Raw genomic sequence first — 24,256 nt, forward strand, 5'->3', positions numbered from 1 at the left:
CCAGCAGCGGGCGTGCGGACACGCCGTGCCGCCCCGGCATGATCGTTGCGATGTTTTTAGGGAAGGAGGCCGACGCGTTCTTGCGCCGTTCGATCCACCTAAAACCGCCGGGAGACAGCCATGCGACATACCGTGATTGGTTTATTCGACACCTATTCTCAAGCCGAGGCCGCGCGCGACACGCTTGTACAGACCGGTTTTGCACGCGAAACGATCGAGTTGCAGGCGAATCCGGAACCCTCCGTCGGCTCCGCAACCGACGAGGTCGCCGGTTCCGGTGTGCTCGCCAATATCGAGCGTTTTCTCTCGAGCCTGTTTGCGAGCGGCCCTCGCGCGCCGGACACGGCTCGCTACACGGAAGCCGTGCGCCGCGGCGCCGTGCTGGTCTGCGTGAGCGCGGCCAGCGAATCGCATGCAGAACTCGCTCGCAATACCTTGACGAGGCTGGGTGCGACCGACATCGGCGAGCGTTCGCCCGACTGGGACACGCCAGCTGAATCGAGCCGCGATCATTCGATACTCGACGAACTCGGCATTGGCGCGGTGACGCCAGGCACGCCGCATACATCGAGCACGACGACGGCCGGCGTAGCGACGCCGGCTTCAACGACACAGCCTAAGGCCTCGGCCGATCCACTCTATCCGCCGCCGCTCATGGGCACCGACGCCGAGCCGTTCGTCCCGCCGCCGCGGGCTGAGCGGCCGATGCGCGACCCCGTGAGCGAGCCGGTCATCGACCCGCTGGTGGGCGATGCGGGACGTACCGCGATTGCGGCAGGTTCGATGCCGGGTTCGGGCGCGATCCTGCAGCCGTCGGACGTCGTCTCCGAAGCCGGGCAGCCGACCGCGGGTTTAGGTAGCCAGATGCCGAACGAGTATCTGGAATACGAAGAGGATTTCCGCACGCACTATGACGAGCAATACGCGGCTGAGAACGCGCGCTATGAAGATTACGTGCCGGCCTATCGCTACGGCGCGGAGATCGGTCAGGACGCGCGTTTTCGCGACCGGGCATGGGACGACGTCGAGCCGGAAGCCCGGCGCCATTGGGAAACCACCTCGCCCGACAGCACGTGGGAGCGCTTCAAGCTCGCCGTGCGTCATGGTTGGGAACGGGTGACGGGACACCATCACGTCTAAACGGGGGAGCGGCAACGCCGGCGTGCCGTGAAGTTACGGCGACGTCGGCGTTTTCAGTCTGGGCGGGTGCTTTGATATGGCCCGAATTGGCCGTCAGGCAGCGGTCTGACGTTTGACCCATGCAACGTAACGGTCGACGAAGGTCTGCAAAAACTTGCGGGTGCCGTCGTTCACGATCTCGCCTTTCTCGTTGATCGCCGCCGGGTCGTGCTTGATGAACACTTCAGGCTGGCCAAGCGTGGCGACATCGAGGTACGCCAGTACATTGCGCAGATGCTGTTGCGCGAGCGCCGTGCCGGTCGCCCCGAGCGAGGTGCCGAGCACCGCGCCGGGCTTGTTGCCCCATGAATTGGTGCCCCAGGGCCGCGAGCCCCAGTCGAGTGCGTTCTTCAGGACGCCTGGCATGGAGCGGTTGTACTCGGGGGTGACGAACAGCAGGCCATCTGCGGCTTCAACGCGCTTCTTCAGGTGTTTGGCGACTTCGGGATAGTCGGCGTCATAGTCCTGACTATAGAGCGGCAAGGAGCCGATATCGATGAACTCGAAGGTAAAGTCCGCGGGCGCGAGAGAAATCACGGCCTGCGCCAGTTGGCGGTTGAACGACTCGCGGCGCAGGCTGCCGACGACCACTGCGATGTGATGGGCCATAGTTCGCTTCCTCGAGGTTAGGCGCTTGACGCGCTAAAGGGTACGAACTGTTCATCATAGGCAAAAAGCCGGGCGGTACGGCAAGGGCGCGCACAAAAAGCGCCGACTTCTGGTTACGCGGTCCGGACCTCGAAAGTGGCGACCGGTGGATAACCCGGTAGCGACAAAAGTTATCCACAGATTCACTGAATAACCTTGTGGATAACTGGTACTTTTGCCTTGTCAATCAAGCATGCTTTCGGCCTAGGACGATTTGAGGCAACTCGACGTTCTTCGCTGTCATTCCGGGACAGCGATGTCGCCATCCACAAGCTGCCAGCCGTACGTCTCGGCAAACACCTGAGCCGCATCCGCATTTTCGAAAAACGGCATGTCCGCGTGGCCCTGGAAGGGATAGATCACGCGCTCGTCGCTTAACCGGATTACTTTCAGCGTCGGCACCGTCCCGCTGGAGGTTCGACGCGACGACACGGCGACCTGATAGTTTGCGCGGCCCGTCAACGGCATGGAATTCGCGCCCTGCGAGCGCCTGGAAATGTGGCTTGCCATCGGTGCGCGCATCAGAGTCCGGCGATCGACTCGCCGGCAACCATGCCGTCGATCACCCGCTCCGCGTAACTTGCTGATGCAATGCGTGCGTCGCCAGCCGCGCCAAACGGAGAACGGCTCGGCACGCGAAATACACGGCTGCTGGTCAAGGTGTCGTCGGTGCCGCGCCGGCAGATTCGCACCGCGGCGTCGAAGCCCGAATCGTAGTGGCGAACGCCATCGGCAGAACGCGGCTGGTGCGGATAAACCAGTGGATAAATCTCAAGGCCCCGGTAGCTTCTGATCGTATTGTTCATGGTAGTCGTCTCCGGTAAAGGATCTCGCTTGAAACGTGTGGCTGTGTGTTGGGCATGACGCCGGGCGAGTCGCGGCGTTTCAGCAAACAGGTGCTGGTCGGCGACGATGCGCGTCTGGAGCGGCGTCTGTAAGGCCACGCCGGCGACACCGTCGAACGAAGTAGAAGGAAAGGACCCCGTTCGGTTCAGGGCGCTGTGATGAGAGGCGGATGCCTGAGGGACTGCGCAGGGCGCGCAGGAGAACTGCAAGCTGTTGGCTCACTGTAACACGTTAGAAGAGTGAGCATTAGGCGCATTTGCGCGCCAGGCGCGGGTGTTGCTTCGGAGTGCCGGGTATTGCGTACCGCTTTCTGTTTCTCGACGCTTGCACACCGGAGAAAGGGAGTCGCAGCCCTGTTCTGCAGACGCTTCATACGTGCGTCAAACGTGCGGGATTAAATGCAAAAAGGGCGCCTTTATCGGCGCCCTTTCTTGATTTCGAGAACCCGTCTCGTCAGCAGACTTGTGCCGGACCGGTGTCCGGCCGCGTCCGCCAGACGATTAGTTGCCGAAGAACACGTTGCAATACGATGCCGGGCCGCTGCATTGAGCCGGTGCAGCAGCTTGAGCTGCGCCCGAAGCAGCAGCAAACAGGGCGACGGAAGCGATCAGGGCGGTAAGAATGCGTTTCATGGTGCTACTCCTCTTCGGCGTTTAGTTCGCGATCTGGGGCGATCGATGGAGTGGAGAATAGCGATTCAGTGCCCGCCTAAAAATACCGAAGACGAGAAGATGTTTTTTCAAATATTGAAATAATCCAGCCGCGTATTTGCGGCGAGCTTGAAACGTGTGTCACTACACGCCTCGCCCATGCGCCTGAAGTTACGGTTGCGCCGGCGCAGCCTTGATTTCATTTTTTGCAATAATATTTTTGCTGTCATAAAGCCTGTTGCGGCACGACTAAGCTCATCGAGTCTTCGCTTGCTGGCGGGCACATGTTCAATACCAATTCGCTTGCGCAGGAACGTGCGGGAGAATGGCGCACACGTCCGGGAACTGCGCGAGGAAACCCACCCGTCTATGAACCACAACGATCCAGAAGAAAACGCGCGGCAACCGCAAGCGCGGCGATGGAGCCCGCCATGGCGCAAGTAAGTGGGCCGGCGCTCGATGATCCCGTTTATCTGACGCAATTGCGGCGCGACCTGTTGCGCTTCGCCCGTTTGCAACTGCGCGATGCCGCTGCCGCCGAAGACGCCGTCCAGGAGGCTCTGGCCGCCGCCTGGACACAAGCCGACCGGTTTGCCGCGCAATCGGAGCACAAGACGTGGGTGTTCGGCATCCTGCGGCACAAGCTCATCGACACCTTGCGCGCCCGGCAGCGCACGGTGAATCTGTCGGCGCTCGAATCCGAAATCGACGGCGAGACGCTGCTCGATCGTGAACTCTTCAAGGACAACGGCCACTGGTCACGCGAGAGCAAGCCGCAACCATGGCCGACGCCGGAAACCGCGCTGCGTCAGCAGCAATTCTGGACCTTGTTCGAGATGTGTCTGGAACACCTGCCCGAGCACATCGGGCGCGTGTTCATGATGCGCGAATTTCTCGATCTCGAAACCGAAGCGATCTGCGCCGAACTGCAGATGACCGCCAATCACTGCAGCGTGCTGATCTACCGCGCGCGGCTGCGCTTGCGCACTTGCCTGAGCGAAAAGGGCCTATCCAGAGAGGATGCGAATGGGGAAGTGTAAGCACATCACGCGGCTATTATCAGACGCGCTCGACCGCCGTTTGACGACCGGCGAATGGGTCGCGATCCGGCTGCATCTGCCGACTTGCAGCGGCTGCCGCAATTACCGCAAACAGATCCGGCTGCTCCGCGTGGCGGCGCGCACGGTGAGCGGGATTGCGACGCCGGGCGCGGGTGGTGGTGAGGATTGAGGTGGCGCCTGTTAGCGCTCGCCGGGTGGCGTGTTCCGGTAGCACTCGAAGAAGCTTGCGTGTGACGCTTCGTCGATGGAGACGGGATGCGCTTGGGCACCGGCCGGATGTTTGGCCAGCTGCGCGCGCGTGCGGATCGGCCGATGCTGAAAATTGCCGCCACAGTTCGGACACACGTTGCGCAGCGTGCTGAGCGCACACACTTCGCAGAAAGTGCATTCGTACGTGCAGATCATCGCGTCGGGCGCGTTCGGCGGCAGTGATTTGCCGCATCCTTCGCAGGACGGTCTCAGTTCAAGCATGGTGGCTCCGGGTCGGCAGGGAAGCGAAGCGCGGGACTGCGCCTCGTCTGTGTCGAAGCAGTGTAAGTGGATCGGGCCATGTGGAATTGACAGCCAGGCGTCAATTCCTGCCACCGCTTGCGATCCTTGGGCCAGGCTCAGGTCAACACGGTCCACAACGCGAACGTCAAGACGAGGCCGACGACGGATACGATCGTCTGCAGCACCGACCAGACCATCACCGTCTGCTTCAATTGCAACCCGAAGTACTCGCGCACCATCCAGAAACCGGCATCGTTCACGTGGCAGAAGAACACGGAACCTGCGCCGATCGCGAGCGCCATCAGCGAATTGTGCGTCGCGCTGAGGCCCGCGACGACCGGCGCGACGATACCGGCGGTCGTGGTGGTCGCAACCGTCGCGGAGCCGGTCGCCTGCCGCAGCGCGACAGCGATCAGCCACGCCAGCAGAATCAGCGGCATGTGCGCGCCGACCGCGATCTTGCCGATCGTCGTGCTGATGCCGGCCACCACCAGCGCCTGCTTGAGGCCACCGCCGGCACCGATGGTCAGCAGCAGCGCCGCGATCGGCGGCAAGCTCTTGCGCAGAATGCCGCCGACCCGGTCGCGTGCCATGCCGCGCGACCAGCCCAGCGCCACTACCGCGAATAGCACGGTGAGGCCGAGCGCGACCAACGGCTCACCCAGGAAATTGAGCGCGTCGAACAGGAAGGTTTCGGGTTGCAGCAGAAGTTTGGCAACCGTGCGGCCGAGCATCAACACGACCGGCAACAGGATCGTGATGAGCGAGATCGCGAAACTCGGCGGCTCGCCGGTGCTTTGTTCTGCGGTGAACAGCTTGCCCATTTCTTCCGGCTCGACCACGTGCATCCGCTTCGACAACCAGATGCCGTAGACCGGTCCCGCCAGAATGACCGCCGGAATGGCAACGATCAGGCCGAGACCAAGCGTCAGACCGAGATCGGCATGCAGTGCGCTCACGGCGATCAGTGGACCTGGGTGCGGTGGCAACAGGGCGTGCAATGTGGTCATGCCGGCGAGCGCGGGAATCGCAATCCGCAGGATCGGCTGCTGCGAACGGCGCGCCATCACGAAGATGATCGGCACCATCATCACCAGGCCGACTTCAAAGAAGAGCGGCAGGCCGACGATGATCGCCACCAGCGCCATCATCCACGGCAGCGTACGTGGCGTGGAATGTTTGAGGATGGTTGAGACGAGCCGGTCAGCGGCGCCCGATTCGGCCATAAGCGCGCCGAGCATCGCCCCGAGCGCGATGATGATGCCGACGTCGCCGAGCAACGCACCCGCGCCTTTGCTGAATGCGCTGGCTACTGCTTCCAGCGGCAGACCAGCCGAAAAACCCGCCGCGAACGTGCCGACCAGAATCGACAGAAACGGTGCGAGCTTCAGCACGCTGATGAATACGATGATCAGTGCGAGCCCGAGCACGCACGACAAAATCAGTTGAGTGTCGTGGGATGACCACGGCGCGAGTGTTGTCGTCAGATGCACGATGTCCCTTTTCCGATTGACGCAGCCGCGACTGCGCGCGGATGACGGATTGTAGCGGGGCAAGGTGACTTGACGCAGTCAGACACGCAGAGCGGGACCGCTGGGGTGTCCCGCCCCCTCCGGCGTGATTTGCTTATGCGAATTTATCGGTTCGTCCAGGCTTGCAGACGAATTATCGTCAACGCTAATCGGTCCGTTTCGCGTCCGTCTTTTTAACGAGCACTTTTATGTCCCGTCATCTGTTGCTCACGCGCCGCACGTTTATCGCCGGCGTGGGCGCCTCGCTGGCCGCCGCGGCCTTACCCGTTGTCTCCACGTCAGTCTTCGCCGCGGATGCGCATGCGAAGGAATTTCGCATCGGTTATCAGAAAGCGGCCAACACGCTCGTATTGCTGAAGGCGCACGGCACGCTCGAAAAGCAGCTCGCACCGCTTGGCTTCACGGTCAAATGGACTGAGTTTCCCGCCGGCCCGCAGTTGCTCGAAGGATTGAATGTCGGCGCGATCGACTTCGGTTATGTCGGCGAGGCGCCGCCGGTGTTCGCGCAGGCGGCCGGCGCGAACTTCGTCTATACGGCGTATGAAATCCCGACGCCACATGCCGAAGGGATCCTCGTCCATCAGGACGCGCCGATCAAAACGCTCGCCGATCTGAAGGGCAAAAGGATCGCGTTCAATAAAGGTTCGGACGTTCACTGGTTTCTGGTCGCCGCATTGCAGAAGAGCGGCGTGAAGTACAGCGACATCCAACCCGTCTTTCTGGCGCCCGCCGATGCGCGTGCGGCCTTCGAACGCGGTGCGATCGACGCATGGGCGATCTGGGACCCGTTCCTCGAGGCGGCAAAACGCCAGTCGAATGCCCGCTTGCTGGCCGACGCCGAAGGGATCGTCAGTCACCATCAGTTCTTCCTGAGCGCGCGGCCGTTTGCGGAGAAAAACGGTGACGTGCTCGCGATCGTGATAGATGCGGTGAGTAAAGAGGGCGAGTGGGTGCGCGGGCACTACAGCGAAGCAGCCGCACAGCTTGCACCGATTCAGGGCCTCGACGCCGGTGTGATCGAAGCGGGTTTGCGACACTACGCGCACATCTACAAACCCATCGACGCGAGTGTGCTTGCAGAACAGCAACGTATCGCGGACACATTCAGCGAGCTGCGCATCATCCCGACAAAGATCGTGACGAAGGACGCTGCATTGGCTGCCAAGGCTTAGGTCGCTTCGGCTCGGGTCACGTAGATCGCGATGCTTCGACGCCTAGGCGAATAGCGCTTCGACATTTTCCGGCGGGCGGCCAATCACGGCTCGCCCGTTCCGCACGACGATCGGTCGTTGCAGAAGGATCGGGTGCGTTTCCAATGCTTCGTATAACTGAGCGTCGCTCAGCGTGGTGTCGGAGAGGTTGAGTGCTTTGTATTCGGCTTCGGTGTCGCGGATCATCTCGCGGACTGTGCAGCCTAGCTGCGCGTTGAGTTGCTTCAACTGCGCGGCCGTGAGTGGTTGCTTCTGGTATTCGATGATTTCCGTTGGTTCGTTGGCGCTGTTGTAGGTGGTGGCGATCAGGTCGCAGGTAGCTCGCGATTTTGAACAACGGGGGTTGTGGTAGATGGTGATCATGGTTGGGTGAATGGTGCTTGTGTTGGGTGCGGGGTGTTTTTTGGTTGGGGATTTTAGCCGGTGCGGGAGTTGGGTGGGGCGATCGGGTTTGTTGAGGCAGGAACGTGGCGTTGTCTGTTGGTGATGATGTCGTTCGGTTTATGCGCATAAAGCGCCTGCCGGAAGTTGTCGAGCTATCGCCGGGTGGCTTGGGCCGCTCTACTGAAAGCGTCAACCCATGTTGGTTGAGCCTCCCCCTTTGTATGCATGGACACGAGGCTTCGTGCAGCAGCCAGTCCCACCTCCGTGCCGTGCCGCAGGATCATGCATCGATCCCTACACCCCCCAGCAACGGCGGCTCCATGCTTGAGTCACGCCCGAAAAGTTTATGCGCATAAAGGTGTCTATGCGTGACGGCTCGCGGGGCACGAGTGTGGCCCGGATATGCCTCGACGCCGCCAACAGTTGGGGCCTGTAAAAGCGATGTGACGCAGCAACGCCAACCCTAAGTAAGCGGCACGGCGTCGAATCCCAGACTACCGACACACCACGACCCATACCCGTGGGCGCAGCTTCGCATCGCACCAGATCCAGTAGCGAACTCCCCCTTCGATACCTCACCGCGTCTGACACCTTCCCGGCGCCGCAAACCTATCGCCGTTGATCCGCTTCACACCCGCTGCGCTTTAGCTCAGCCATGCCACAACCTTTATGCGCATAAACCTATCCCGTTCGGCTAATTCTTCTCGCGTTTACACAAAAACGATTGAAATGCGAATTCATCCAGGTAAAATCCTTTTGCGTCTAAAAAGAGGAGGTGAAGATTGGCAGCAGAAATCATCGCGGTAACTCAGCAGAAGGGCGGGGTCGGGAAGAGCACAATCGCGATGCACCTCGGGGCTGCGTTCCATGAAAAAGGCAAACGCGTCCTCGTCGTAGACGCCGATGGTCAAAACACCCTGGTCCATTGGGCCAGCGCATCATCAGACGGCGAAACCGGCATTCCGTTCCCAGTCGTCAACCTCTCCGAAGCCGGCAGCCAGATCCATCGCGAGATCAAGAAATTCGTGGCTGACTACGACATCATCGTCGTCGACTGCCCACCCTCCATCACCGAGAAAGTGTCCGGCGTCGTGTTGCTCGCGGCGAGCGTCGCGATCATGCCAACGTCGTCGTCGCCCGCCGACTATTGGTCGAGCGTCGGGCTGGTGAAACTCGTGCAGCAGGCCCAGGTCATGAACGAGGATCTGCGCGCCGTCTTTCTGCTGAATAAGACCGAAGAGAAACGGATGCTGACGCGCGAACTGAAGCGTGCGTTGGAAGAGCTCGGTTTCCCACTGCTGAAGACCCAGATCCCGACACGGGAAGCCTACAAACAGGCAATGGCCTTAGGGCAGACAGTGCTTCAGATGAACGATCGCGGCGCCAAGCTCGCCGCCATCGAAGTACGGGCGTGCGCCAACGAGATCGCAGCCCTGCTCCCCTGAATTTATGCGCATAAAGGACCCTGAATGAAACCCTCCCAATTCGCCAAAGGCTTTCAAGCACGTCCTGATACGACTAGCAGCGAAAAGCGAACCGCTCTCGACCGCCTGAACGCGATCGACGGTTTGGTCAAGAATGGCGCCCCAACTGGCGATGTACCGAACCGCGTCATCCAGCCTGTCCTTTCCCAGGACGTCACCGAACTCGAAGCGGCGGATATCGCTAATGAGTCGGCGGCCTACCGTGCCTGGCGGATCGAACACGCTTACCGGCCGGGCCAGGTCATCGAACTCGCGCTCAAGACGATCAAGCCGAGCCCGTTCAATCCGCGCCATTTCTATCTGAAGGCGTCGATTGCCGAGCTTGCTGTCAATCTGGCGAAGCAGGGCCAGCAGCAGGCAATTCACGTCATTCCCGATTACGACAACCCCGGCACCTACTACGTCAGCGACGGCGGTCGGCGTGTGCGGGCGCTTAAAGAAGCAAACAAGGAATCGGTGAAGGCGATCGTCATCGATCTGCCGATCGGCATCCAGAGCTATAAGCTCGGCTACGACCTCAACGTCCAGCGCGATTCGCAGACCGTGTTCGACAACGCCGTCGTCTGGAAACGCTTTCTCGACGATCGACATTTCCAGAGCCAGAAGGAGCTCGCCGAACATCTCGGACTGGACGAGTCAACCATCGCGGTCGCCCTCTCGATTGCGAAGCTACCCGAGGCGGTGATGCATGAGATGGTCGCAAGGCCTGACCGCTTTGGTTCGAACATGGCGTATCAGGTGGGCCGCTATCACACTGCCCGCGGCGCCGACGCTACGCTGCGCCTGATCAACAAAATCCTCTCCGACGACCTGAGCACGCGACAGGTTGCGGACATCGTCAAGGGCAGAGCAAGCGCGCAGGAAAGCACCAAGCCGGCGGGTCGGCAGCGCTATGCGCAGCGTCTGGAAATCAAGCTCGGCGGCGTCTCGGTCGGCGATCTGAAATCGTATGGAGACGATCGAATCGAACTGCGCCTGAAGGGCCTCACCCGTGAAAAGCGTGACGACATCCTTCGTCAGATTGAAAAGATGCTGAAGTAACGAAGGAAGAGCATCAGCAGGAAAAGAAACGGCGGCACACGAAAGTGGCCGCCGTTTTTCTTGATGCGATCTTGACGATTACGCCGCGCGCGATTGGCTCAGCGTGAAGGCGAGCAGGTCGCCATCGGTGGGTTCGCCCCAGGTTTTGCGAGCCAGCCAATCGAAGAACGCCGTTTCGACGATCTTCGAATCCAGCCCACGACGACGCCAGTCGTCCCGCATATGTGTGCCGAGATCCGGCAACACGTCGTCCTCAAACGACTTCCGTGCGATCTCCCGCTCCGACTCACCTTGCTCGTCGTAAAGCTCGCGCGCTTCCTTGCGACGAACCGCCGAGTACTCGCCGAGCAGCCGCGCTTTCAGGTCGTCCGCCGGCGCAGCCACCGCGGCTTTACCGCCGCTACCGGACGCCAGCGCCTCGACCGGCGGCGCATAGCCCTTCTTCAACGCATCCTTGAACAGAGCCGGCGCGCTACGCACAGCGGGCAAGGACGTACTGCGCATGCGTTGCTCGGTCATCTGCAGCGCCGCGCGAATCCGGTTTTCTTCGCTATCGGCGTACAGTGTTTGCGCTTCTTTCAGCGGAATGCCGATCTTCACCATCCGGTCGACCAGGGTGCTGTCGAATACATTCGGGTGTTCGTCGAGTGCGAGCATAGGCTGTTTGCGCTCGGTCACGCGGAACTGGATCTCGGCAACCCGCCGTCCTTCCCGGTGCTCGATCAACTCGACAAAGATGTTGGTGACCGCATTTACTTCGGCGATGGCCGGGCGCAGGTAATCGCGCTTGAAGTACTTGTACTCGCGCTTCGCCTCATCACCCGCTTCGGTGTCAGGCGTGCCCGAGAGAATAGGGCGCCACCATTCCCATGTTTCGCGCATCGTCAGATGGCTCGGGTTGGTCAGGTAGCGAACGCAAATCTCGTAAAGTGCGAGCCCCGCGCTACTGCGCAACTGGCTCTGGAACTGCAGACTCAACCGCGCATACTGAACAGGATCGAGCAGCTTCTTTTTGATCTTCGGCGCAAATGAGAACTCCACCCACACACGGCGAGTGGTGGGATCTTCAAGAATTTCCGCGTCGGCAATCAGCGTGGAAATACCCCATTTCCGACCCGGCTTCTGGCTGGACGTGCCGGTACTCCATTCGACCTGCACCGACACCATGCGCCGCAGGTGCTCTTTCACGAGCGCCGTGTCGTTCGAATCGAATGCGGAATTGGCGACGATGTCAGACAGCAAGGCCCGATACGTATCGCCGGACTCATCGGCTTGCTGAGCGACGGCAAGGAGAACGTTGAACAGCTTGCGGGTGAGGAGCGTGATCTTGCCGCTCTTGGGCTGGATGGCGATCGCCTCAACGGCCTTGCGTAATTCGGCCGAGCTCGGGCTGACTACATCTGTCTTCTTCGCGCGCTTCGTAGCCATGCGTCTGGTCGAGGAGGGATTTGGCGAGAGCATACCGGCTGTGGTGATACGCGTCTATAGCACGGGTCTCACCGTTCCCGGTGAAGTGAGTTTACGAGGCACAACTCACCTCGAGCAACTCCCGAAAACCCTCACCTCACCCGTTTCGCGCCAGGTTCAGGGCATCCTTACAGGTCGCGGCCTCCAGAAAATTGACCCATTTCTGACCTGCCGCGAACCGGAGCTATTCGATCCCGAATCTTCTCACCTCAAAAAATTTTCGTGAATTTTGGCTGCACGCACGTAGCGAGCGAGACGCACTCGTACTCGATCGGTGGCTTGGATGCACTTTTGCCGATTTCAGCGGATAGGGGAGGGGAGAAACCCGACAAGCGCGCCGAGCCTCCTCCCTAAGCAGGCACCACGCCGAAGCCCGCCGGCACGCATATGCGTCGATTGCGGCCATGTGGCCTTCGATGCACAGATGCACACCGCAATCGCCGCATATTTGATTGAGCAAATGGCCCGCGACCCTGGCGGCAAGACATCTGATTCACGCGGCAGTGAGATCCGAGTCGCGAGAATCTCCCCCGAAAAAGCTCACCTTAACGCTAGCTGAGCGCTTGGAACGACGCGGCCTCCAGACCTGGGGCGCTGAAAAAACACCGATAAATAGTCCCGAAGAGCCTCACCTATGAGTCCGAATCAGGCCTACGCAGCGCATGAAAAAGCCCCCCCGAAAAACCTCACCTTTGCGCAGCGCACAAAAATTATCCAATGATTTCATTGACTTATCAGACCACTATTCACCGAGCCATGGGCACACGCTCCCGTATATCCTCACCTTTAACAGCTTTTCAGTGAAATTCGACGTTTCCGGTCGCAACCCAAAGGGCCCCGAAAAACCTCACCTTAAGATTTTCGCAGCCCCAAAATCAGAATGACTCTGACAGCGTCAGTAGGGCTTTTCCGGCCCATTGCGGCGACTTCAGTCCTGTATTTCCTCACCTTAGCGAAGACAAACGTCCCAAAAGGCTCCCGAAAAACCTCACCTCAGGCCCAAAACAGCTTTTTTGGCGATTCGGCTATCGCCTCGATCCAGGTCTCCCGAATTCGCTCACCTTTCCGCAATGGGTGATCGACGACCTCATCGGCGCACCGAACCGAATTTGGGCCGAAATCAGCTTCAGCTCCCGCAAACCCTCACCTTAAGCGTCCAAATGCACAAAATTGAGGCAAAAATGACGCCTCGGCCCCGGAAAGTCTCACCTTCAGTTCGCGTTTTCTCCTGTCTTGACTCACCAATGGGGTTAACGAGGCCAAAATAAGGTCAAAAATTGGCGGCCGCGGTGGTCCCGAAAGCGCTCACCTTAAGGCCCATCGAGCTCCGCACCTACTTTTGAGTGCTGCCGGGCGATCCCGGTCGCTCAGGTCCCGCAAAATCTCACCTTTAGCGAAACCACACTTTTGGGGCAGCTCCTGAACCCGCTCACGTTCTGTCCCGGACCTGCTCACCGAGGCCCCCGAACCTCATCACTCAACACTCCCGCAAGACCTCACCACCTCTCCCGTAAAGCTTCACCTTGCCGGGCTGGAACGCCCACCTGGTAAGGGTTTGCCATGGCGTTAACGTTTTTAACATGGGTTCAAAGGTGTTTACTTTTATTACTCTCTAGACTTTCCCCGCGCGTCCTTCGGACAAGACTGCTTCACCCCCAACCGCTCCCATGACGCCCGCGTGAAACAGTGAGCGATCAAAAAGAAACTACTGAAACTTCTTTATTTACAACAACTTATTAGCTAGTCTTCGTTTTGTTTCACGGAAAAACCAAGCTCGCTCCGATCTTGTGAGCTACCAGCAACGTCAAAACACGCCAATTGGCTAAATAACACTCGTCCCCAACAAATACGTAGCAAACAATACGTAAATTGTTATGATTCATCCAATTCGAGCGACATCGAGGTATACATGAATCTGGACCAGGAACGGCAAGCCATCCGTGACGAGCTTGAATCTTTGAGGGCTAGCGGAGCACGGCGGCAAGAACTATCGCTGCATGCTTGCAAACGACTTTTCTTCGATTTGGGCATTCGCCCGTCCATGGCGGCCGTCCGCGACCTGACACAAACAGGCAGCGCAAGTGACATCCCAAAGGACATCGACCACTTCTGGGAACGGATCCGAACGGTGTCGCGCGTCAAAGTTGGCGCCGGCGCTATCCCGAAAGCATTGGAAGATCGCGCCGGAGAATTATTAGGCGCCCTTTTCGAAGAAGCCGTCGTGCACGCCCGCTCTACCCTCGACAACGAACGCGAGGAAATTCGCGCCCAAGTCACCCTCGCCGACCAACGCGCACGGGAAGCGGAAATTCGCTGCGACGTTTCGGAAGAAGCGATCAAGCGCAGCGAACTCAGAGCTGAAGCCGCGTGGGAACGTGTTCGCGCACTCGAGACTGAGCTATCCAGCGCCACCACACATGGGACCGCTCACCAGGAAGGCTTGCAGGCCACGGTCCGTCGACTTGATGGCGAAAACGAAACGCTGCGCCAACGCCTCGATACCGAACAGGCGACGAACGCGGCGCTCCGCGACCGGATCGATGCGCTACATGTCGAATTGCGCCAAAGCACCGAGCACTATGCGCAACAGATCAAGGACGCCGTCGCCGAAGCCGAGCGCCGTGTGAAGCCAATGCTGGTCGAACTCGATTCCTTGCGCAGCATGGCGGCCACCTACCAATCGGGGGTGCGTGACGCCAGCCGCAAGGAATTCGAGTTTATTCAGCAGCTCGCTGCGGCCAAGGCGCGCGGCGATCGGCTCGACGCGCAACTGCGCGAGCAGTCGGATGAAGTGGATGTTTTGACGAAAGAAGTCGCTGCGCTGCGCGGCCAGCAGGACATCGATCCCGCCGTCGCGAACCTGTTGTGTTCGCTAGTCGAAGCCGGCAGGCTCACGACCGACGAGCTATCAGCGATCGGTACTGCGGCGGACGGCCATGTCACGTTGCCGCTGCGTTGCCCAAAATGTGAGGAAGGTGAGCCCGAGTTGTCGCAAGTGGATCACCGCTTCGAGCTGCAGTGTCCGGAATGCGATCACTCATCAGGACCCGGCGAATCAAGGCTGGAGGCGGTTAGCCGGTTTTTGTCGAGTGGCTCGATTGCAGCGTCGGCGTGACCCTCGGCGCACGCGTCATAACGGATAAATCGCCAAAGGTGAGGAAATTCGGGACCTGATGGGTGAGTATTTTCAGGACCCGTTCACTCACCCTTTCCTCGTCAAACGCCCGTCACGCCTAGGCGCGGGCAATGGCGGAGCAGCTGGATCCGGTTTATCCACTGTTGGCGAATCCTGCTGATCCATCCACCTTTGCCATGCCCGGTACAAACGGTTGGCAGACACGGCCTGGACAAATCCCAGCCATTGCCCGACCTGTTCCGCCTCAACTCCACTCTCGAATAGATCTGCCGCGAAGGTGTTGCGCAAAGTTTGCGGACTGGCGCGTGAGGCTCGGGACGCGGCGATGCCTGCGGCGTCGATCAACGCATCGACGCCGCGCAGCATGGTCGCCTTGTGCATTGGGCGTCCTGAAGGCGAAGCGGGAAAGACCAGATTGCCGGCCAGTTCGGAAAGGCGCCGTTCCGCAAGCCAAGCGTCGAGAACGGCCGCCGCGAAGGGTGCGAGCCGGGTACGGCGCGTCAGCATCGGATTCGAGGACTCGATTGTGACCCACGGCGATCCGACGTTCACGCAACTAACCGTAAGTGCTGCCGCTTCCCCGGTCTTGATACCGCCGCCGAGAAACACAGCGATCAACGCGCGGTCACGCCGCTCTCTCCAGCGCTGCGCAATGGACAAAACCGGCAACGGCGAAAACAGATGCGCAATGAGCGCTGCGCGTTCTGCATGATTGAGAAACCCGGTCGGCTCGTTATCGCGTGCATTCCGCCATGCTGCTTCGCCATCCTGAGCAATGAAGCGTGCAGGATTGGTCGACGCGGATTCGATTTCGCGCACGTGATCCAGCACCCGTTCAATGAGCCGCAAATACCGGACACGTTGCGGTTTTCGGATCTCAAGGCCGGCCACGAATTCGGCGATGGTTTGCGTGTCGACCGTGACCAGACTCTTTTGGCGAACCGCAAGCCAGTCGAGGAAAAGCCCCCACTGTGCTTGATAGACTTCAGCAGAAGAGCGTCTGAAATGTTGCTTGGCAAGCCACGCGTCGAACGCGATTTGCGGATCGCGGCGCCAGTCTTCCCGTTCCTGATCGAAGAGATCCGTTGACGGTGCAGGGCGTGGAACCGGGTCGGACAGATTAGGAGGCGACATAGGCTATTCTTCCGTTAGTTGCGCATATTGTAGGTGGCAACCGATGAAAGTACAGCGCCTGAGTCAGTCGCCCCACGCCCGTGCGTGCTTTAGCGGCGCGTCTTTAGAAGTGGGTTGCGCTGCGCGCCGTGCCGCCTCTTCATAGGCCGAGACGGCAAAGGCAAATACTGCAGGCAATGCCGTGGATGTACCAAAATCCACCGCCTCATCCGTTTCCGGATAAGGCAACTCGGACGGCCGTTGGAAGAGCCCGAGCATGATCGCGTCGTGCCGGCTCGCAAACCCGAGGTCTGCCAACGCTTCGGCTTCGATTGCATGAAGCAGGCGCCACGAGAGCGGCACCTGCTGGACGATGTAGCGCGCGGCGATGTTGCGCACGATGTGTTCAAGATCGCGCGCCGCGGTTTGATAGCGCAGCGCGGCCAGAGCATGCTCGGCTTGTTCGGTGGTCAGGTCGTTCATTATCGGCTCCAGTCGACACCCTGTACTGTACAAATATACAGTGTCTCGCGCAACCTCGGCCGAACGGACAATTCAGTCCAATTCAGACATCAACCTGCAACGGTGCGCCTACCCCTCAGCCGTGAATCACCACTAGCAATGCTTTCGCCTCGCCCTTTCCGGCGTTGCGGATTGCGTGCGGCTCGTCGGCGACATAGCGCGCGGTGTCCGCGGCCTTGAGCCGCTTCGTCGCGCCCGCCGCCTCGATCTCTATCGATCCCTGCAGCACCGTCAAATGCTCACGCGTGCCGGGTTCGTGCGCGTTCGACACCAGCGCCCCACCCGGCTGCAACGTCAACTCGTACCACTCGAACTTGCCGGCCAATTCGATCGGACCCCAGACTCGCAACTGATACTTGGCCTCGTGCCCGCTCAAAGTCGGGATGTCGTGCGGACCGGAGACGGCAATCGCCTCCGGCGCCTTCTGCGGCGCGAACAGTGAATCGAGACTGACGCCGAGGGCGTTCGTCAGACGCCACGCGACCGCGATCGTCGGATTGGCCTTGTCGCGCTCGATTTCCGAGAGCATCGATTTCGACACGCCGGCCGCGCGCGACAGGTCGTCGAGCGTCATGCGCCGTTCGGCGCGCAGACGCTGAATCTGCTCGCCGACGCGAGGCGGCGCAGCGATCGCCGGGACCGGACTCGCGCCTGAAATGGGTGCCGCGTTGGCTGCTGCGCGGCGGATTCCCGAACTTGCCATTTACTGACCTATCGTTTAGAGTTGTTCGACATACCGGATTTTAGTTCGGAAAAACGAAAATATCCGATAAAACTGACAACCGACTATAACAGCCCGCCTCGACGTCGAACATGCCGCAAGTGCCGGACATGTGCTGGACATGTCGGGGTGCACCACCCTTTCAGGAGTCTGGTTCATGCGTGACCTTTACCTCGCCCATCTGCGCGGCACACTCGAGCAGATCCGCGCCGACGGTTTTTACAAGAACGAGCGCGTGATCGCCAGCCCCCAGTCGGCTGACGTGCGTCTTGCGAACGGCACGGAAGTGCTGAATTTCTGCGCGAACAACTATCTTGGTCTGGCCAACGACGAACGCCTGATCGAGGCCGCGAAACAAGGCCTGGATAACGACGGCTTCGGCATGGCGTCGGTGCGCTTCATTTGCGGCACGCAAACAGTGCACAAGGATCTCGAAAAAGCGTTGGCCGCATTTCTGCAAACTGACGACTGCATTCTCTACTCCAGCTGTTTTGATGCGAACGGCGGTCTGTTCGAAACCTTGCTCGACGACAACGACGCCATCATCAGCGACGAGTTGAACCACGCGAGCATCATCGACGGTGTGCGGCTGTCGAAGGCGAAGCGCTTTCGCTACAAGAACAATGACCTCGTGGATCTCGAAGCCAGGCTGAAAGAAGCGGATGCCGCCGGCGCACGCTTCAAGCTGATCGCTACCGACGGCGTCTTCTCGATGGACGGCATCATCGCCGACCTCGCAGGCATTTGCGATCTCGCCGACCGCTACGGCGCACTCGTGATGGTCGACGATTCGCACGCGGTCGGTTTCGTCGGCGAACATGGGCGCGGCACGCCGGAACATTGCGGTGTGCTGTCGCGCGTCGACATCATTACCGGCACACTTGGTAAGGCATTGGGCGGCGCATCGGGCGGCTACGTTGCAGCGCGCCAGGAAGTCATCGATTTGCTGCGTCAACGCTCGCGTCCCTATCTGTTCTCCAACACGCTGACACCGAGCATCGCCGCCGCTTCGCTGAAAGTACTCGAATTGCTCGCCAGTGACGAAGGCGCGCAACTGCGTGCGCGCGTCCGCGAAAACGGCGCGCATTTCCGCCGCGCGATGAGCGCGCTCGGCTTCACGCTCGTGCCCGGCGAACACCCGATCATTCCGGTCATGCTGGGCGACGCGCAACTCGCATCGAACATGGCCGACGCGTTGTTGAAGGAAGGCGTATACGTGATCGGCTTCTCGTTCCCCGTGGTGCCCAAAGGCCGCGCACGCATTCGCACGCAAATGAGCGCCGCGCACACGCCGGAACAAATCGATCGAGCTGTCGACGCATTTGCGCGCGTCGGCCGTCAACTCGGTGTCATCTGAAGCGGAGGCGCATATGAAAGCATTGGCAAAACTCGAACGCGCACCGGGCCTCACGCTGACGGATGTGAAGAAACCCGAAGTCGGTCACAACGACGTGATGATCCGCATCACGCGCACCGCGATTTGCGGCACCGATATCCACATCTGGAAATGGGACGACTGGGCGCAAAAGACGATTCCCGTACCGATGCATGTCGGCCACGAATACGTCGGCGAAATCGTCGAGATGGGTCAGGAAGTGCGCGGCTTTGCGATCGGCGATCGCGTGTCGGGCGAAGGGCATATCACCTGCGGATTCTGTCGCAACTGTCGTGCAGGACGCCGGCATCTGTGCCGCAATACGGTGGGCGTTGGTGTGAATCGCGAAGGCGCATTCGCCGAATACCTCGTGATTCCCGCGTTCAACGCGTTCAAGATCCCGCCTGAAATCTCCGACGATCTCGCCGCGATCTTCGATCCGTTCGGCAACGCAACGCATACGGCGCTGTCGTTCAACCTGGTCGGCGAAGACGTGCTGATTACCGGCGCCGGGCCCATCGGCATCATGGCGGTAGCGATTGCGAAACATGTTGGCGCACGCAATGTGGTGATTACCGACGTCAACGACTATCGCCTCGAACTCGCGCGCAAGATGGGCGCGACGCGTGCGGTTAACGTCTCGCGTGAATCGTTGCGCGACGTGATGGCTGATCTGCACATGGCCGAAGGTTTCGACGTCGGGCTGGAAATGTCAGGCGTGCCGAGCGCTTTCACCAGCATGCTCGAAGCGATGAACCACGGCGGCAAGATTGCGCTGCTCGGCATTCCGCCTGCGCAGACCGCTATCGACTGGACCCAGGTGATCTTCAAAGGCCTCGAAATCAAGGGCATTTATGGCCGCGAGATGTTCGAGACCTGGTACAAGATGGTCGCGATGCTGCAGAGTGGTTTGGATCTGTCGCCGATCCTCACGCACCACTTCAAGGTCGACGATTATCAGGAAGCGTTCGCCACGATGCTCTCAGGCGAGAGCGGCAAGGTCATTCTCGACTGGACCGCTGCATGATTTGAAAAAGCGCTGCATTCAAGCGCAACTGCTGAAACAAAACGCCCGCACCGCGCTCACGCGCCTGCGGGCGTTTTTTCGAACTCAGCCTGAATACGCACATGAATATCGTCGCCGACAGCCGGATACCATGTCGACAAACCGAACTTCGCGCGGCTGAAATGCCCTTCCGCGGAAAAGCCGAGTGTGTCTTTTTTCGTGAGCGGATCGGGCGCGAAGCCGTTGAAGGTCACATCGAGCGTCACAGGTTGCGTCACGCCGTGAATCGTCAGATCGCCGGTCAACGTGCCGCGCGAATCGCCGGTGCGCTCAAAGTGCGTGCTGACGAAGCGCAGCTCAGGATAGCGTGCGACGTCGAGCATGCTGTCGCTTTTCACCATCTTGTCGAGTAGTGGCACATTCGTATCGATGCTCGCGGCGTCGATCGTGATCGCCACGCTACTCTTGTCCATCCCGCCTTCGTTCCAGTCGAGTTGCCCCTGCCTGCGATCGAAGCGCATCGTAAAGCGCGAGTACTTGAAGTGATCGATGTCGAAGGTGATGCTGCAATGGTCCCGATCGAGATCGTAGCGGCCAGGCGGCACGCGTGCTTCGTTCTGGCTGACCGTATGGGTGAGCACTTGCAAAGGCGTGCAGGCCATCGAAGTCAGCAGCGCTGCGCTGAGTAACGCGCGTACCAAGGTGATGCGGACAACAGGGAAGCTCATGGAATTCGTCCGGTTGGTCGATCAGCATCACGATAACAGCATGCGCAGCAATCCGCCGAAGCGCACAAAAACTTGACGAAGGAGAATGATCGTTCTACCCTTCGCACATGGCTACTCAAACCCCAACTGAATTGCTTGCATCCGGCAGCGCGCGTGAAAGGCTGCTCGATGCCGCGGAGGCGTTGATCTACGCCGGCGGTATCCATGCCACCGGTGTCGATGCGATCGTCAAGCAATCCGGTACTGCGCGTAAGAGCTTTTACACGCACTTCGAATCGAAAGACGCGCTTGTCGCGGCCGCGCTGGAGCGGCGCGACGAACGCTGGATGAACTGGTTTATCGCGGGCGCGTTGCAGCACGGCAAGACTGCACGCGCACACCTGCTCGGCATGTTCGATGTGCTGCGCGAATGGTTCGCGTCGGAGGACTTTCACGGCTGCGCGTTTCTGAACGCCGCCGGCGAAATCGCCTCCGCGGAGGATCCGATCCGGATCGTCGCGCGTGAACACAAGGAGCGCCTGCTCGTGTTCGTGCGAACCCAGTGCGATGACTACGCGGCCGAATCGGGCATGGACGCGCGCCGCGCCGCGCGCTTGTCGCGCCAATGGCTGATCCTGCTCGACGGCGCCATTGCCGTGGCGCTGGTGAGCGGTGAGGCCGACGCCGCGCTCGACGCGCGAGCCGCCGCCGAAGCCTTGCTCAATACCGAGTCCGCAAGCGAATCGAACCCACTCGCAGGTAAGTCCGCGAGCAAGTCCCCAAGTGAAGCCCGAAGCAAACGACCGCCATCCCGGCGCACAGAAACCTGACTGAGGAAACACACACCATGGCTGACTCGATCGAAACCCGCCCGCCTCTTCCGCCCTTCACACGCGAAACCGCGATCCAGAAGGTACGCGCCGCGGAAGACGGCTGGAATACCCGCGACCCCGAACGCGTGTCGCTCGCATACACACCGGATAGCGTCTGGCGCAACCGTGCCGAGTTCACGCATGGCCGAGCGGAGATCGTCGGCCTGTTGCGCCGCAAATGGGCAAAGGAACTCGACTACCGCCTGATCAAGGAACTATGGGCATTCACGGATAACCGCATCGCTGTGCGCTTCGCTTACGAATGGCACGACGACTCCAACAACTGGTTCCGTTCTTACGGTAATGAGAATTGGGAGTTCGATGAGCACGGGCTGATGGCGCGCCGGCATGCCAGCATCAACGACCTGCCGATCCGCGAGGCCGACCGTCTTTATCATTGGCCGCTCGGCCGCCGTCCTGACGACCATCCGGGCCTGTCCGACCTCGGCCTCTAGACCTCTCCCAACGATCGAAGGTGGACACGTGCCGTGTGTTCACCGCTCTGCCATCGGTTCTCCGTTATCGTTGCGTCTGCGCCCTGGGGCACGTGCCGTGCCCGCGTGCCCGAGCGTGTCCTCCACATCGCCAGTACGGGTTGAGGTACAGTGCGCGACGGACGACAAGCAAGAATACCTAGAACACAGATGACACCGGCGTTCGATCGGTGGCGGAGAATACATGCATTTTCGTCAGACAAAAAAGCAGATTCGACACGCGGCCGTAGCGCTCGTCGCGAGCCTCGCCGCAGCGTCCGCTGCGCATGCGGGCAACTGGTGCGAGGGCGGCATATGGGTCGACGCCATGCTTGGTTCGTATCACATCAATCCCGACCCCAATACCCATTTCGAGCAGTTCAATCCTGGCCTTGGCGTTGAATGCTGGCTCAACAATCAATGGGCGGTGACTGCCGGCGGCTTCCGCAATTCGCTGCGGCGCCCTTCTTATTATGGCGGCGGTGTCTGGGCGCCCGAGTTCGCGCACTGGGGCATTGTGCGGATCGCGGCGATCGGCGGGATTATCTCGGGCTATAACTACGGCAACTGGGGTCTCGGCCGCAACCACACGATCGGGCCGGTGGTCGCGCCGATCGTGATGGTCGACTACAAGCGCGTCGGGGCTAACTTCATTGTGATTCCGCCGATCCCCTCGGACAATCTTCCGTTCACGATCGGGTTTCAGGTGAAGGTGAAGTTCTAGTCTGCAAAGGTGAGCGATTCCAGGATGGTGAGGAATTCCAGGAGATGGCGGCATCGTGACCAAAGGTGAGGATCGCCAGGAAATATCGTCAACACAGTCAAAGGTGAGGAATTCCAGGAGACGCAACTACCTCGACGAACGGTGAGCTGTTCCAGGGAGCATGACATCACGTCGGCGAGAGGTGAGCGGTTCCAGGAGGTGTCGCCATATCAGCGAGAGGTGAGTCGTCTCGTGAGCTGAACTGCACCGTAGAAGCAAGCAAAGCCCACGCCAAGGTGAGGCGTTCCAGGAGGTCGCTCGCCAAAGGTGAGCGATTCCAGGAGGTGAGCAATCGCCGCGTTGAGTACGCACCTGAAATAAGGTGAGGATTTCCAGGGAGTCGTAGTCATTGCCGCTGACAGCGCACCACGACACTAAGTGCTTTCCCGCTCGATCAGACTGAACCCCACATCGACGATTGGCTCACTGCCAGCGCGATTCTCAATCCGATCGACTAGCATGGTCGCCGCAAGCGTTCCGATTCTCGTGCCGTCGATTCTCATGGTCGACAACGGTGGCGTGGTGTCCTTCGCGAAATTCAGATCACCGTAGCCAATCACACGCAGTTTCTCTGGTACTGAGATATCCCGGTACTCAGCTTCCATCAACACGCCTAGCGCCAGAATATCCGCGCCGCAAAAAACGGCGTCAATATCGGCGTGCGTGTCGAGCAAGCCCTTCAGCGCCCGTCGCCCGTCGCCCAGATTCGCAGGTGACTCGACCGTCATGACAGGAATGGAGGAGATTGCTTTGCCATTTCCGAACGCTTTGAGGAAAGCTTTGGTGCGGGCCTGCGCGCGCCGGTCGCTGGGCGTGACGACAGCGGGCCGCCGCACGCCACGCGTCTTCAGAAAGTCCGCGGCTGCCCTCCCGACGTTCTCATGAGAGAAGCCGACCAGCATGTCGATAGGCTCGCGTGTCAGGTCCCAGGTCTCGACGACAGGAATGCCGCACGCGCGCAGCTTTTGCCTCGCACTCTGGGAATGGATGACGCCGGTCAGTACGATGCCGGCCGGTCGGCGGCCGATCACCGCATCAAGCAGGGCGTCTTCGCGCGACTCGTCGTATCCGCTTTGCCCAATCAGCAACTGGTAGCCCGCCGCGGCAAGCTCGGTCGTCAGGGCGCCGACGGTTTCCTGAAACACGCTCCCGGCCATCGCCGGAATCAACGCGACGATGAGATGGCTGCGAGTCGACGCCAGCGAACCGGCGATGAGGTCAGGCGTGTACCCGGTTTGCCGGACGGCCGCCTGGACACGCTCCAGCGTATCGACCGAAACTAGTTCAGGCGTGTTCAGTGCGCGTGAGACGGTCACTTTCGTCACGCCGACGAGCGCCGCGAGATCGCTCAGCGTTACGCGGCCGGAATTCTTGCGGGCGCGCCGGGAGGCGCTGCGTTCGACAGGGGCAAGCAGGGTAGTTGGCGGTTTGCTCACGACGTTGATCACTCAGGCCCGAAAAAAGTTGCTGGCGATTATGGCAAAACCATACTACCATGCGTCGTATGTTACCGGTTACATGAACCGGTAACATCGATTAGAAGAAAAGCGATTGGCGCGACCCGAGTGCGTGC

Annotated in this window: 25 protein-coding genes; 12 read left to right on the forward strand and 13 right to left on the reverse strand. The window is 60.1% G+C overall.

Annotated features, from left to right (window positions below; genetic code table 11):
* Window positions 1-120 precede the first annotated feature (120 nt).
* The gene (locus BM438_RS11120; RefSeq protein WP_093634329.1) at window positions 121-1,140 is read left to right on the forward strand and encodes a hypothetical protein; all 1,020 of its coding nucleotides are present in this window, start codon (window positions 121-123) and stop codon (window positions 1,138-1,140) included.
* 93 nt (window positions 1,141-1,233) lie between these two features.
* Here the strand turns inward: BM438_RS11120 and BM438_RS11125 are convergent, their stop codons facing one another.
* The 4 genes from BM438_RS11125 to BM438_RS46700 form a co-directional block, all read right to left on the reverse strand.
* The gene (locus tag BM438_RS11125; protein ID WP_093634330.1) at window positions 1,234-1,788 is read right to left on the reverse strand and encodes an NADPH-dependent FMN reductase; all 555 of its coding nucleotides are present in this window, start codon (window positions 1,786-1,788) and stop codon (window positions 1,234-1,236) included.
* 279 nt (window positions 1,789-2,067) lie between these two features.
* Window positions 2,068-2,337 carry a DUF6723 family protein gene (locus BM438_RS11130; RefSeq protein ID WP_244179345.1) on the reverse strand — a complete coding sequence of 90 codons (270 nt, stop codon included), beginning with the start codon at window positions 2,335-2,337 and terminating at the stop codon, window positions 2,068-2,070.
* An 11-nt stretch (window positions 2,338-2,348) separates the two neighbouring features.
* Window positions 2,349-2,633 carry a hypothetical protein gene (locus BM438_RS11135; RefSeq protein WP_093634332.1) on the reverse strand — a complete coding sequence of 95 codons (285 nt, stop codon included), beginning with the start codon at window positions 2,631-2,633 and terminating at the stop codon, window positions 2,349-2,351.
* A gap of 540 nt (window positions 2,634-3,173) precedes the next feature.
* Complete coding sequence (locus BM438_RS46700; protein WP_257021004.1) at window positions 3,174-3,305, reverse strand: hypothetical protein; 132 nt, start codon at window positions 3,303-3,305, stop codon at window positions 3,174-3,176.
* A 449-nt stretch (window positions 3,306-3,754) separates the two neighbouring features.
* Between BM438_RS46700 and BM438_RS11140 the strand changes: the two genes are divergently transcribed.
* Both BM438_RS11140 and BM438_RS11145 read left to right on the forward strand, forming a co-directional pair.
* On the forward strand, window positions 3,755-4,363 hold the full coding sequence (locus BM438_RS11140; RefSeq protein WP_054034290.1) for an RNA polymerase factor sigma-70: 609 nt from the start codon (window positions 3,755-3,757) through the stop codon (window positions 4,361-4,363).
* Entirely contained in the window at window positions 4,350-4,553 is a 204-nt protein-coding gene (locus tag BM438_RS11145) for a zf-HC2 domain-containing protein (protein ID WP_093634333.1), read from the forward strand. Before BM438_RS11140 ends, BM438_RS11145 begins: the two co-directional genes overlap by 14 nt.
* An 11-nt stretch (window positions 4,554-4,564) precedes the next feature.
* On the opposite strand, the gene BM438_RS11150 is transcribed toward BM438_RS11145, so the two are convergent.
* Both BM438_RS11150 and BM438_RS11155 read right to left on the reverse strand, forming a co-directional pair.
* On the reverse strand, window positions 4,565-4,855 hold the full coding sequence (locus tag BM438_RS11150) for a DUF1272 domain-containing protein (protein ID WP_093634334.1): 291 nt from the start codon (window positions 4,853-4,855) through the stop codon (window positions 4,565-4,567).
* A 137-nt stretch (window positions 4,856-4,992) separates the two neighbouring features.
* Window positions 4,993-6,369 carry a GntT/GntP/DsdX family permease gene (locus BM438_RS11155; protein WP_093634335.1) on the reverse strand — a complete coding sequence of 459 codons (1,377 nt, stop codon included), beginning with the start codon at window positions 6,367-6,369 and terminating at the stop codon, window positions 4,993-4,995.
* Between the two features lie 227 nt (window positions 6,370-6,596).
* Here BM438_RS11155 and BM438_RS11160 point away from each other — a divergent pair, with 227 nt between their 5' ends.
* A complete protein-coding gene (locus tag BM438_RS11160; protein WP_093634336.1) occupies window positions 6,597-7,580 on the forward strand; it encodes a sulfonate ABC transporter substrate-binding protein in 984 nt (327 codons plus the stop codon).
* Between the two features lie 42 nt (window positions 7,581-7,622).
* Here BM438_RS11160 and arsC read toward each other — a convergent pair whose 3' ends face one another.
* On the reverse strand, window positions 7,623-7,982 hold the full coding sequence (arsC, locus tag BM438_RS11165) for an arsenate reductase (glutaredoxin) (protein WP_093634337.1): 360 nt from the start codon (window positions 7,980-7,982) through the stop codon (window positions 7,623-7,625).
* A gap of 803 nt (window positions 7,983-8,785) precedes the next feature.
* Here arsC and parA point away from each other — a divergent pair.
* The gene (parA, locus tag BM438_RS11170) at window positions 8,786-9,448 is read left to right on the forward strand and encodes a ParA family partition ATPase (protein WP_054034704.1); all 663 of its coding nucleotides are present in this window, start codon (window positions 8,786-8,788) and stop codon (window positions 9,446-9,448) included.
* A 24-nt stretch (window positions 9,449-9,472) separates the two neighbouring features.
* The gene (locus tag BM438_RS11175) at window positions 9,473-10,528 is read left to right on the forward strand and encodes a ParB/RepB/Spo0J family partition protein (RefSeq protein WP_054034705.1); all 1,056 of its coding nucleotides are present in this window, start codon (window positions 9,473-9,475) and stop codon (window positions 10,526-10,528) included.
* Window positions 10,529-10,606: 78 nt separating this feature from the next.
* On the opposite strand, the gene BM438_RS11180 is transcribed toward BM438_RS11175, so the two are convergent.
* Window positions 10,607-11,956: a replication initiation protein gene (locus tag BM438_RS11180; protein WP_054034706.1), complete on the reverse strand. Its 1,350-nt coding sequence runs from the start codon at window positions 11,954-11,956 to the stop codon at window positions 10,607-10,609.
* Between the two features lie 1,948 nt (window positions 11,957-13,904).
* Here BM438_RS11180 and BM438_RS11185 point away from each other — a divergent pair.
* The gene (locus tag BM438_RS11185) at window positions 13,905-15,110 is read left to right on the forward strand and encodes a DNA-binding protein (protein WP_093634338.1); all 1,206 of its coding nucleotides are present in this window, start codon (window positions 13,905-13,907) and stop codon (window positions 15,108-15,110) included.
* A gap of 87 nt (window positions 15,111-15,197) precedes the next feature.
* Here the strand turns inward: BM438_RS11185 and BM438_RS11190 are convergent, their stop codons facing one another.
* The 3 genes from BM438_RS11190 to BM438_RS11200 form a co-directional block, all read right to left on the reverse strand.
* Window positions 15,198-16,265, reverse strand: coding sequence for a tyrosine-type recombinase/integrase (locus BM438_RS11190; protein WP_093634339.1), 1,068 nt, complete (start codon window positions 16,263-16,265; stop codon window positions 15,198-15,200).
* Between the two features lie 63 nt (window positions 16,266-16,328).
* Window positions 16,329-16,727, reverse strand: coding sequence for a DUF2471 family protein (locus BM438_RS11195; RefSeq protein WP_093634340.1), 399 nt, complete (start codon window positions 16,725-16,727; stop codon window positions 16,329-16,331).
* A 115-nt stretch (window positions 16,728-16,842) separates the two neighbouring features.
* On the reverse strand, window positions 16,843-17,469 hold the full coding sequence (locus BM438_RS11200) for a helix-turn-helix domain-containing protein (RefSeq protein ID WP_093634341.1): 627 nt from the start codon (window positions 17,467-17,469) through the stop codon (window positions 16,843-16,845).
* A gap of 175 nt (window positions 17,470-17,644) precedes the next feature.
* Between BM438_RS11200 and BM438_RS11205 the strand changes: the two genes are divergently transcribed.
* Both BM438_RS11205 and tdh read left to right on the forward strand, forming a co-directional pair.
* Window positions 17,645-18,844, forward strand: coding sequence for a glycine C-acetyltransferase (locus BM438_RS11205; RefSeq protein WP_093634342.1), 1,200 nt, complete (start codon window positions 17,645-17,647; stop codon window positions 18,842-18,844).
* Between the two features lie 13 nt (window positions 18,845-18,857).
* Window positions 18,858-19,889, forward strand: coding sequence for an L-threonine 3-dehydrogenase (tdh, locus tag BM438_RS11210; RefSeq protein WP_028195988.1), 1,032 nt, complete (start codon window positions 18,858-18,860; stop codon window positions 19,887-19,889).
* Between the two features lie 56 nt (window positions 19,890-19,945).
* Here the strand turns inward: tdh and BM438_RS11215 are convergent, their stop codons facing one another.
* Window positions 19,946-20,596 carry a YceI family protein gene (locus tag BM438_RS11215; RefSeq protein ID WP_093634343.1) on the reverse strand — a complete coding sequence of 217 codons (651 nt, stop codon included), beginning with the start codon at window positions 20,594-20,596 and terminating at the stop codon, window positions 19,946-19,948.
* A 107-nt stretch (window positions 20,597-20,703) separates the two neighbouring features.
* On the opposite strand from BM438_RS11215, the gene BM438_RS11220 reads away from it, so the two are divergent.
* The 3 genes from BM438_RS11220 to BM438_RS11230 all read left to right on the forward strand — a co-directional run bounded on the left by BM438_RS11220 (window position 20,704) and on the right by BM438_RS11230 (window position 22,644).
* The gene (locus BM438_RS11220; protein ID WP_093634344.1) at window positions 20,704-21,405 is read left to right on the forward strand and encodes a TetR/AcrR family transcriptional regulator; all 702 of its coding nucleotides are present in this window, start codon (window positions 20,704-20,706) and stop codon (window positions 21,403-21,405) included.
* A 17-nt stretch (window positions 21,406-21,422) separates the two neighbouring features.
* On the forward strand, window positions 21,423-21,902 hold the full coding sequence (locus tag BM438_RS11225; protein WP_093634345.1) for a nuclear transport factor 2 family protein: 480 nt from the start codon (window positions 21,423-21,425) through the stop codon (window positions 21,900-21,902).
* A 223-nt stretch (window positions 21,903-22,125) separates the two neighbouring features.
* Window positions 22,126-22,644 carry a hypothetical protein gene (locus BM438_RS11230; protein ID WP_093634346.1) on the forward strand — a complete coding sequence of 173 codons (519 nt, stop codon included), beginning with the start codon at window positions 22,126-22,128 and terminating at the stop codon, window positions 22,642-22,644.
* 413 nt (window positions 22,645-23,057) lie between these two features.
* Here the strand turns inward: BM438_RS11230 and BM438_RS11235 are convergent, their stop codons facing one another.
* The gene (locus tag BM438_RS11235; RefSeq protein ID WP_093634443.1) at window positions 23,058-24,035 is read right to left on the reverse strand and encodes a LacI family DNA-binding transcriptional regulator; all 978 of its coding nucleotides are present in this window, start codon (window positions 24,033-24,035) and stop codon (window positions 23,058-23,060) included.
* Between the last annotated feature and the right edge of the window lie 221 nt (window positions 24,036-24,256).

The sequence above is a fragment of the Paraburkholderia aspalathi genome, from assembly GCF_900116445.1.
GTDB lineage: Bacteria > Pseudomonadota > Gammaproteobacteria > Burkholderiales > Burkholderiaceae > Paraburkholderia > Paraburkholderia aspalathi.

Excerpts from the sequence above, each read along its gene's own strand:
- BM438_RS11220 (WP_093634344.1), top strand. The coding sequence starts at position 20,704 with ATGGCTACTCAAACCCCAACTGAATTGCTTGCATCCGGCAGCGCGCGT.
- BM438_RS11140 (WP_054034290.1), top strand. The coding sequence starts at position 3,755 with ATGGCGCAAGTAAGTGGGCCGGCGCTCGATGATCCCGTTTATCTGACG.
- BM438_RS11160 (WP_093634336.1), top strand. The coding sequence starts at position 6,597 with ATGTCCCGTCATCTGTTGCTCACGCGCCGCACGTTTATCGCCGGCGTG.
- BM438_RS11190 (WP_093634339.1), bottom strand. The coding sequence starts at position 16,265 with ATGTCGCCTCCTAATCTGTCCGACCCGGTTCCACGCCCTGCACCGTCA.
- arsC (WP_093634337.1), bottom strand. The coding sequence starts at position 7,982 with ATGATCACCATCTACCACAACCCCCGTTGTTCAAAATCGCGAGCTACC.
- BM438_RS11200 (WP_093634341.1), bottom strand. The coding sequence starts at position 17,469 with ATGGCAAGTTCGGGAATCCGCCGCGCAGCAGCCAACGCGGCACCCATT.
- BM438_RS11175 (WP_054034705.1), top strand. The coding sequence starts at position 9,473 with ATGAAACCCTCCCAATTCGCCAAAGGCTTTCAAGCACGTCCTGATACG.
- BM438_RS11120 (WP_093634329.1), top strand. The coding sequence starts at position 121 with ATGCGACATACCGTGATTGGTTTATTCGACACCTATTCTCAAGCCGAG.
- BM438_RS11180 (WP_054034706.1), bottom strand. The coding sequence starts at position 11,956 with ATGGCTACGAAGCGCGCGAAGAAGACAGATGTAGTCAGCCCGAGCTCG.
- BM438_RS11230 (WP_093634346.1), top strand. The coding sequence starts at position 22,126 with ATGCATTTTCGTCAGACAAAAAAGCAGATTCGACACGCGGCCGTAGCG.
- BM438_RS11150 (WP_093634334.1), bottom strand. The coding sequence starts at position 4,855 with ATGCTTGAACTGAGACCGTCCTGCGAAGGATGCGGCAAATCACTGCCG.
- tdh (WP_028195988.1), top strand. The coding sequence starts at position 18,858 with ATGAAAGCATTGGCAAAACTCGAACGCGCACCGGGCCTCACGCTGACG.
- BM438_RS11185 (WP_093634338.1), top strand. The coding sequence starts at position 13,905 with ATGAATCTGGACCAGGAACGGCAAGCCATCCGTGACGAGCTTGAATCT.
- BM438_RS11215 (WP_093634343.1), bottom strand. The coding sequence starts at position 20,596 with ATGAGCTTCCCTGTTGTCCGCATCACCTTGGTACGCGCGTTACTCAGC.
- BM438_RS11195 (WP_093634340.1), bottom strand. The coding sequence starts at position 16,727 with ATGAACGACCTGACCACCGAACAAGCCGAGCATGCTCTGGCCGCGCTG.
- BM438_RS11205 (WP_093634342.1), top strand. The coding sequence starts at position 17,645 with ATGCGTGACCTTTACCTCGCCCATCTGCGCGGCACACTCGAGCAGATC.
- BM438_RS46700 (WP_257021004.1), bottom strand. The coding sequence starts at position 3,305 with ATGAAACGCATTCTTACCGCCCTGATCGCTTCCGTCGCCCTGTTTGCT.
- BM438_RS11125 (WP_093634330.1), bottom strand. The coding sequence starts at position 1,788 with ATGGCCCATCACATCGCAGTGGTCGTCGGCAGCCTGCGCCGCGAGTCG.
- BM438_RS11225 (WP_093634345.1), top strand. The coding sequence starts at position 21,423 with ATGGCTGACTCGATCGAAACCCGCCCGCCTCTTCCGCCCTTCACACGC.
- BM438_RS11130 (WP_244179345.1), bottom strand. The coding sequence starts at position 2,337 with ATGGCAAGCCACATTTCCAGGCGCTCGCAGGGCGCGAATTCCATGCCG.
- BM438_RS11135 (WP_093634332.1), bottom strand. The coding sequence starts at position 2,633 with ATGAACAATACGATCAGAAGCTACCGGGGCCTTGAGATTTATCCACTG.
- BM438_RS11145 (WP_093634333.1), top strand. The coding sequence starts at position 4,350 with ATGGGGAAGTGTAAGCACATCACGCGGCTATTATCAGACGCGCTCGAC.